Genomic DNA, 8,862 nt, shown 5'->3' on the forward strand with positions numbered 1-8,862 from the left:
GCGAGGAGATTGGCGGTATCGCATCATTTTGTCAGCTCGTTAAGCCATTCGAAACCCGTCAGGCTGCGCCAGGCCTTTTTCACCAAGCCGTCCTGATCGTGCAGCGGCGTGACCTCGACATTGCCCCAGGGGCCGGCCAATTTGTATTGGGAGCCGAAGAAGTAACCTTCTTTATAATCGTCGGTGACCACTTGCGTAATCATCGCGGCGATACCGCCCACGATTGTACCAGCTATGGGTAAGGCGTCGGAACTCTTGGGTATCACCGCGACGCGGTGGTCCACGGTCTTTTTGGCGATGTCGGCGGTGCCGGCCAGACTGAGCTTGGCGGCGACGCCGTCGATGACCAAGTCGTCGGTGTAGGCTTGGGCGTTGCTGAACCGGAAATGGCCGGTCATCCGGTCGAAGGCAAAGCCCTGGCGGTAAACGTCGCTGAAATCCAGACTCAAGCGCTTGGCCCATTGCTCCATCGCGATCAGCCCCAACAACCTGCCGAAGCCGGGCTCGATGCTGGAAATCCGGCCGTCGCTGAGGTCGATCTGGACGGTACCGTCGAAGCCGGCCAGCGAAAACTGATGCGGCGCGCCGCTCCAGCCGCCGTTGATGCTGATGTCGGCGTGGGTTTCCTTGATCTCATCGGTGTAACCCAGTTCGGTCAGAAATTGGCCGAAAGCGTCGGTGGTCAGGCGGCCGCTCAATTGGGTGACGCTGGCGCCGGCCAATTTGGTCCAGTCCGCCCGAAACTCCATGGTCCGGCCGGCCTTATTCAGTTGAATCTGTTTGAAGTGCATGCCTTGCGGGCGCCGTTCGCTACGCAACTTCAATTTGCCCAGATCGACGCCGCGCCAGATCAATTGCCGGCTGTCGATTTCGATCAGCGGCAATTCGGTGACAACGTCTTCGGCGGCGTCGAAATCCAGTTGGTCGGCCGCCGACAGGTTCAAATAATCCATGTTCAACACAAAACGCTCGCCGCCGCCGCGCAGGTCGGGAATATTTAACTGACCCCGGGCGAACTTGCTGTCGATACTGCCCTGCCAGGCTTGATCGCGGCGGGCCAGGCTGCAATGAAACGGGCCGATGTCGCGGCCCTGCCAGATCAATTGTTCGGTGCTCAGACCAATCTCCCGTAACGGCGGCAGGCGCTGCTGTTGCTCGCTGTCGCCGAAGGCGGCCAGGGCTTCGGACAACTTGAAGCTGGGGCGGGCGATGTCCAACTTCAGACCGGCGGCCGGATAGGGCTGGGCTGGGCCGCCTCCATACACGACATGGCCGGAGTACAGCCGATTTTGCTGGGTGTCTATCGTCAGCGCCAGGCTCAGGTCCTGACCATAGCGGATGTCCAACGGCAGGCTGTCGCCACCGTCCAAACGAAAATTCAGCGCGATCGGCAAGCTCTGTTCGGCGGATTTGGCCAGCCAGTCGGGACCGTTGACGGTGACGCCCTGCAAATCGCTGGCTATCGTCAAGACCGCCGGCTGTTCGGCGGCATAGGGCATCAGCAAATCGGCCCTGTAGCGGAAACTCCCGTTGGCGCTTTGATTTTTCAAAAAGGCGAACTGTTTTTGCAGTTCGGCAATGCCGGTGCCGCCATCCACGGCCAATCGGGTACTGCTTTGGTCGTGACTCAAGGTGCCGCGGATCGGGTGGCCCAGCGCCCGCGCTTCCAGGCGTTCGCCGCTGGCGCCGTCTTCGTTGAAATGCAAGACGCCGTTGATGTCGGAGATCGCCAGCGCCACCGAGTTCAGGGTCAATTTGGCGCCGGTCAAATGAGCCGCGACTTGGGAAACGGTCGGCTGGTTCTCGTAATACGGGATCTTCAGGTCCAGGTCGACCTGGACGTCGCCCTCGGCGCTGAAGGCCTTGACCAGTGGATCGACCTTGCCGTGCAACGGCGTTTTTTGCAGATAACTCAGACCGGCCGCCAATTTTCCGCCGACTCGGCCCCACACGTAAACCGCCTCGCTATTGGCCAGATCGGGGATCGCCACGACGGCTTGGCCGATGTCGACCTGCTCGCTATGGCCGCCGTCGATGGCCACTTGCAGATCGGCACCGAGAAACTGCACGTCGGCATGCACGCCTTGCAAATGCGGCCAGTCCTCGTTGATCTGAATATCGCCGTCGTCGATCGCGAACACGGTTTCGAAGCGGCCGTTGCCGCGTTCGAACGGAAAATCCGCCAGACGGCCCGACAAGACCATTTCGCCGCGTTCGATACGGCCGGCGACGAAGGCGTCGTCCAGCCAGGCCACCGCATCCTTGCTCATGACTTTGGCGGGCAGATAGAGCGGTACCTTGCCGATGTCGTTAAAGTCGCTAAAGCGGGTCCGCATCGCCAGCGTCGGGCTATCGCCGTTTTTGGGGATGAGCAGATCGAACGCGCTGGACGTGCGCATATCGGCATCGATCGCCAGATCGCTGCCCTGGATTTGCCAGGCATCGGCCGTTTGCCGCCAGTTCAAGGTGCCGTTCAGGCTGTGCAAGGTCAATGGGTTACGGAACAGCGTCGGCGCGTTGAACAAGACCTCGCGGCCGCTGACTCGCAAGCGGCCGCCGGCGTCGCCGATCGCGAAGTCGCCGTTCAGCAGTTGCAGTTGCGGAAATCCGTCGACGGCATCGCTGCCCAAGTCGGAAAATTCGCCGCGTAACGCGTAGCGGCCGAAGTCGGGATTGGCGTAAAAGCCGACCTGCCGCAGCACGCCGCGCGGATTGATTTTCAGCCATTGGCTTTGGCGGGCATCGGCCGGCGCCCAGCTGGCGGCTAGATGCATCAGCGCTTGCAAATCGATGTGGTCGATCAAGCCTGTCAGATTGCCTCGCGCGTCGCGGCCGACGCAGAATTCGGCATCCGGCCAACGCTGATGGCGGGCGACCAGATTGACGCCGTAGCCGCACCAGCGTTGGCTGCCGGCCTCGTCGCGCCAGACGAAATTGCCTTCCAGCGTGTCGAGCTGCAGCGCGGTGCCTTGCGGACGGCCGAGCTGAATTTGTTGGGCCTGGACGTAGCCGGCGATCCGGTAGGGCTGCGCTCGTCGCCAGTCGCTCCAGATCCGAAAATCGCCGGAACCCGAATCCAGCCGCAGGCCCTCGGGCAACGCGTCGCTCAGCCAGGCCGGTCCTTGCAGATTGTCGGCTTCGACGTACAAGTTGCCGTCTATCGTGTCGGGCTGGAAGGGATTGCCGGTCAGGCGGGCGGAAACCCTCAGCCGGTCGCCGTGGCTTTCCGGCAATTTCGCCAACAAATGAACTTCGTGAGATTCGCCGTCGGTGGTGTTTTTAAGCAGTAAATCGAAGTGGTCGATCGCGACTTTCGGTCCGCCGCGCTTTAGATCCTGCCAAGTCAGTTGGCTTTGCAGGATTTCGTATTTGCCGCCCTGCAACAGCCACAGCGGTTGTTCGTCGCTGCTCGGCAGGCCCTTGACCGCCACCCGGCCGTTGGCGTCCCGGACGACATCCAGCTTGGCACCGACCAGACTGACCCAGCCCGAGGCCATTGGGTCCTGGCTGAACAGCCAGGCCAGCAAGTCGATGCCGATCCGGATTTCCCGCAGCCGGATGGCCGGCCGGGCCGCCGGATCGGCCGAGTCGACCGCAATGTCGATCAGTTTCAGCTCCGGACTGAAACCGCGCATGTTCGCATCCAGCCTACCGATATGCACCGACAGGCCGGCGGTGTCCCGGATGCGCCGTTCCAGCGCCGGTTTGTAGTCGGCGATGTCGGTCAGCCAGATGCGGAAGGCGCTGAGCGCCAGCGCCGCCGTCATCAGCGTCCAGAACAACAGGTGCCGGCTCGCGCGGCTGACGTGTCGGATGACCAAGGCAGCGGCCTATAGCAGCACCACGTCGTAGTGTTCCTGGTTGTATTCGGCTTCGGCGCGAATCTTGATCGCCACTTTCAGGAATACTTCCAGCTCGGCCAGCATGTCGGCCTCTTCGTCCAGCAGCATTTCGACGACCTGCTCGGAAGCCAGCACCAGAATTTGCTGGACCGAATACTGGCGTACCACTCGAATGATTTCGCGGAAGATTTCCAGGCAGATCGATTCGGCGGTTTTCAACACGCCGCGCCCGCCGCAGGTCGAGCAAGGCTCGCAAAGAATATGTTCTAGGCTCTCGCGGGTACGCTTGCGGGTCATCTCGACCAGGCCCAGCGCCGACACCTCGGTGATTTTGGTCTTGGCGTGGTCTTTATCGAGATTACGCTGCAGGGCTTGGAGCACTTGCTTTTTATGCTCGTCGCTCTGCATGTCGATGAAGTCGATGATGATGATGCCGCCCAGATTGCGCAAGCGCAGTTGCCGGGAAATGGTCTGCGCCGCCTCCAGATTGGTCTTGAAGATGGTTTCTTCCAGGTTGCGGCCGCCGACGTAGCCGCCAGTGTTGACGTCCACGGTGGTCATCGATTCGGTCTGGTCGAACACCAGATGGCCGCCGGATTTGAGTTTGACCTTGCGGTCCAGCGCCTTGCTGATCTCGTCTTCGACGTTGTAAATGTCGAACACCGGCCGTTCGCCGGAATAGTGCTCGATCACCATGACCACTTCCGGCACGAAGGTTTCGGCGAATTCGACCATCCGCAGATAGGTCTCCTTGGAATCGACGCGGATTTTTTCGATGCCTTCCTTATACAAATCGCGCAGCGTGCGGACGCTGAGCGGCAGGTCTTCGTGGATCAGCGACTTCACCTTGGCCTTCTGGCTTTTTTCCAGAATGGATTCCCAAAGCTTGTGCAAAAAGGTCATGTCCGAATACAGAATCGCTTCCTCGACGCACTCGGCGGCGGTGCGGGCGATAAAGCCGCCCGGCACGCTGTGCTTTTGCTGGTAGGACTCGATGCAGGCCCGCAGCCGGGTACGCTCGGTTTCGCACTCGATGCGCTGCGACACGCCCGAGTTGCCGGCATAGGGCATATAAACCTGATAGCGCGACGGTATCGAAATATCGGTGGTGAGCCGGGCGCCCTTGTTACCGATGGGGTCCTTGGTCACCTGGACCACCAATTTCTGGCCTTCCTTCAGATAATGCTCGATGTTTTCCGAGGCTTTCTCGGCCAACTCCTGGCTGCTGAAATCCGACAGATGCAAAAAAGCCGCCCGTTCCAGGCCGATATCGACGAAGGCGGCTTGCATGCCGGGCAGCACCCGGCAGACCTCGCCCTTGTAAATGTTGCCGACCAGTCCTTTCTGGCGCAGCCGTTCGATGATCAATTCCTGCAAGACGCCGTTTTCGATCACCGCGACCCGGGTTTCCGGCGGGGTAACGTTAATTAAAATTTCTTCGCTCATGGGAGGATGGTAATGCCTTGTTGGGCCAGTAATTGGGCGGTTTCGAACAGCGGCAGACCCATCACGCCGGAAAAACTGCCGGTCATCGATTCGATAAACGCGCTGGCCAGACCTTGTATGGCATAGGCGCCGGCTTTATCGCAAGGTTCCCCGGTTTGCCAATAACCGACGATTTCCTGGTGGCTGATTGGCCGAAAACGCACTTCGCTGATGCTCAGCGCCTGCCAATGCCGGTTGCCGCGCAGCGACACCGCGCTGAAAACCTGATGGGCGCGGCCGGACAGCCGGCTTAGCATTTCGATCGCGTGTTGCATGTCCTCGGGCTTGCCGAGTATGCGGCCGTCCAGGATCACGCTGGTGTCGGCCGCCAGGATAGGCAGGCCGGAACGGTCCGTCAGCCGGCAGGCTTCGGATTTTTCGGCGGCGACCCTGGCGACATAGGCATCCGGCGCTTCGTAGGGCAGCGGCGTTTCGTCGATGTCGACCGCGACGACGCGATGGCGCACGCCGATCTGCTTCAGCAATTCACTGCGGCGCGGCGAGGCGGAGGCGAGGACGATTTGTGGGCTCATGGTCAGCGGTGATAAGGATGGTGGTTGAGCAGACTCCAGGCCCGGTAGATTTGTTCGGCAACGACGATGCGCACCAGCGGGTGGGGAAAGGTCAACGGCGACAGGCTCCAGGACTCCTTGGCGAGGCCTTTGACTTGCTCCGACAGGCCCTCCGGGCCGCCAATCATCAAGGCCACCGGTTGGCCGTTGCCCAACCAGCGTTGCAGGGCTTGCGCCAAATCCGGCGTGCTCCAGGGCTTGCCGGGAATATCCAGGGTCACGACATGCGCCCTGGGCGGCAGCGCCGCGAGCATCCGTTCGCCTTCGTCGCGGGCGATTCGGGCGATGTCGCCGCTCTTGCGCTTATCCGGCGCGATTTCCCGCAAGACCAGTTCGCATTCGCGCGGCAGGCGTTTGGCGTATTCATTATAACCTTGCTGTACCCAGTCCGGCATCTTGTTGCCGAGTGCTATCAGGTGAATTTGCATCGTGGTTTGAGGCGGGCGCCGCGGGCGCGTCGGCGGCCGGCGCGGGGTTAAAAAGTCGCATCGCCGCCGGGCGATGCCAGCCGGCTAGAGTACACGAAGCCGCCGGCTTTTTAAACCGAGCGGCCGATTACGGCGCCGAGCCGGCCCGGAAATCGGCCGAAGCCGCGAATTCAGGCTGGTCAAGCCGGGCCGCCTGCCTTTAGAATGGCCGGAATTGGACTTTAACCACCACCTAAAAATGGCGATATTAAGCGCGTTGCTGTGGACCCCGGCGCTAGGGGCGCTGATATTGGCGCCGGTTTCCGGCGACCAGGTCAAGCTGATCCGCATTCTCGGCAACATCGTGAGTCTGTGCGCGCTGGCCTTGGCCGGCAAGCTGTTGCTGGATTTCGACGCCGGCGACAGCGCGATGCAATTTAGCGAATTCTATCCGCTCAATCCCAAGCTCGGCAGCGCCTACGCGCTCGGCATCGACGGCTTGTCGCTGCCGATGCTGGTCTTGGCCACCTTGCTGACCGCGATTGCGTTGCTGGCTTCGGTGTCGGTTCGCGATGGCGTCAAGGGTTATCACATCTGCGTGCTGCTGCTGGAATTCGGCATGCTGGGCGTGTTCATGGCCCAGGACTGGGCGCTGTTTTACATCTTCTGGGAAGTCACGCTGATTCCGCTGTACTTCCTGATCGACCGCTGGGGCGGCAAGCGCCGCCACGCGGCCAGCCTGAATTTCGTGTTGTATACGATGGGCGGTTCGGTATTCATGCTGCTCAGCCTGCTGGCGATCAGCGAATACGACCTGGAAAAGCAGGGTTCGCTGATGGCGGCGATGGGTCAGGCCGCGCAAACCATGCCGGTGGTCGAGCAAGTCCTGGTGTTGCTGGGTTTCTTGATCGGCTTCGGCGTCAAAATGCCGATTTTCCCGCTGCACGGCTGGCTGCCGCTGGCTCACGTCGAAGCCCCCAGTCCGATCAGCATCCTGCTCTCCGGCATCCTGTTGAAGATGGGCGCCTACGGCCTGATCCGCTCCTGCGTGATGCTGCCGGTCGCCGCCCAATTGCTGCAGCCGGCGCTGCTGTTTCTGGCCTTGTTCGGCATGCTGTACGGCGGTTTGCTGGCGTGGCGGCAGACCGACATCAAGGCGATGGTGGCCTATTCGTCCCTGAGCCACATGGGCGTGGTGCTGCTCGGCATCGCGGCGTTAAACCACACCGGTTTCACCGGCGCGATTCTGCAAATGACCGCGCACGGCCTGATCGCCGGCGCCTTGTTCCTGCTGGTCGGCCTGCTCTACGAACGCACCCATACCCGCCATTTGCCCGATTACAGCTCGCTGGTCCAGGTCATGCCGCGCTTCGCGGTGTTTACCACGCTGACCTTGCTGGCGGCGATGGGCTTGCCGGGCTCGGTCGGTTTCGTCGCCGAACTGCACACATTGATCGGCGGTTTCCGGCAATGGGGCGGCTTGATGGTGTTTTTCAGCTTGAGCATCCTGATCAGCGCCGCTTACGCGATGCGCACCGTCGGCTTGTTGTTTACCGGGCCGGTCAAACCGCAAATGCGCGAGATCGCCGATTTGCGGCCGACCGAAATGCTGGCGTCCGGGGTATTGGTCGGCGGCATCGTGGCGCTGGGTTTGTTGCCAGCGCCGTTGATCGAATTGTCCAGCGCCACGGTGGACCGAATGTTGGCGGTGATAGGAGAGCGCCTGCCGTGAATTGGATATTTTCCCCGGCCGGCCGCCTGGATCGCCGCCCCGCCGTTTCCCGGACTTAACCATGTCAGCCCCCGTCGCCGCCGGCCTGGAGCCGCGCCAAATCGTGCTGGACGCCATCGCCCATCTCGACCACGTGTTGCCCGGCCAAGCGCCGATCCACGATTTCGTCCACCACAATACCCTGCACGGTTTTCAGCATCTGCCGTTCGAACAGGCGTTGGCCGAATTCACCGCGCTGACTGGTATCGATTGCTATCTGCCGATTGAACGCTTTCGCGAGTTTTACCGGCAAGGCCGGATTACCGACATCGAGCTGGACGCCGAGTTCGCCCGGTATTTCGGCGACGACATCGAATCGGTGATCGCCCGTAGCGGCGGTCGGCCGGTCACGCTCCGGGCGCTGTATCGCTTGGCGTTGCTGGAAGACATCGTCCCGTTGTCATCGGTGCAATGGTCCTGGCAGGTCGGCGAGCTGGGTGTATTGGCCGAGCCGGAGGCCGCCGCCGCTTGGCGGGCGGTGTTGGCGGTTTTGGAACTGCGCGAGCCGCAACTGCATGCCGAGGATTTACTGGATTTGAGCGCCGAGCAGGCCGAGGACTGGTTGACCGGCGACGGCGATTTACGGCAACGGGCGGCCGACAGCGTCGCCGCGCGTTTTGCCCAAATCGGCGACTGCTTGAGCTTGCGCGGTTTGCTGGCGGCGCTGACCGGCGACGATGTGCTGGATCAGGTGCGGCCGATTTTGATCGGGCTGTGCGCGTCCTGGTTGGACGAGGGCTTGGCCGCCTGGCGCTTACCCGACCGGGACGGTTTGGGATTGTATC

The 8,862-nt window shown here is 61.6% G+C and carries 6 protein-coding genes; 2 read left to right on the forward strand and 4 right to left on the reverse strand.

Annotated elements, in window-relative coordinates; all coding sequences use genetic code 11:
- Window positions 1-23: 23 nt before the first annotated feature.
- Genes AC3B8H_RS02430 through rlmH form a run of 4 tightly spaced genes read right to left on the reverse strand, consistent with a single transcriptional unit; the run spans window position 24 to window position 6,327 of the window.
- Complete coding sequence (locus AC3B8H_RS02430; protein ID WP_488440026.1) at window positions 24-3,821, reverse strand: YhdP family protein; 3,798 nt, start codon at window positions 3,819-3,821, stop codon at window positions 24-26.
- A gap of 9 nt (window positions 3,822-3,830) precedes the next feature.
- Window positions 3,831-5,288, reverse strand: coding sequence for a ribonuclease G (rng, locus tag AC3B8H_RS02435; RefSeq protein ID WP_488440027.1), 1,458 nt, complete (start codon window positions 5,286-5,288; stop codon window positions 3,831-3,833).
- Window positions 5,285-5,860, reverse strand: coding sequence for a Maf family protein (locus AC3B8H_RS02440; protein WP_488440028.1), 576 nt, complete (start codon window positions 5,858-5,860; stop codon window positions 5,285-5,287). Before AC3B8H_RS02440 ends, rng begins: the two co-directional genes overlap by 4 nt.
- A gap of 2 nt (window positions 5,861-5,862) precedes the next feature.
- Window positions 5,863-6,327, reverse strand: a complete 465-nt coding sequence (rlmH, locus tag AC3B8H_RS02445) for a 23S rRNA (pseudouridine(1915)-N(3))-methyltransferase RlmH (protein ID WP_488440029.1) — start codon at window positions 6,325-6,327, stop codon at window positions 5,863-5,865.
- Window positions 6,328-6,565: 238 nt separating this feature from the next.
- On the opposite strand from rlmH, the gene AC3B8H_RS02450 reads away from it, so the two are divergent.
- Complete coding sequence (locus tag AC3B8H_RS02450; RefSeq protein ID WP_488440030.1) at window positions 6,566-8,038, forward strand: complex I subunit 4 family protein; 1,473 nt, start codon at window positions 6,566-6,568, stop codon at window positions 8,036-8,038.
- A 61-nt stretch (window positions 8,039-8,099) separates the two neighbouring features.
- Window positions 8,100-8,862 (forward strand): putative inorganic carbon transporter subunit DabA (locus AC3B8H_RS02455; RefSeq protein ID WP_488440031.1); only part of this gene is annotated, 763 nt, incomplete at its 3' end.

The organism is Methylomonas sp. BG-2, from assembly GCF_057766305.1.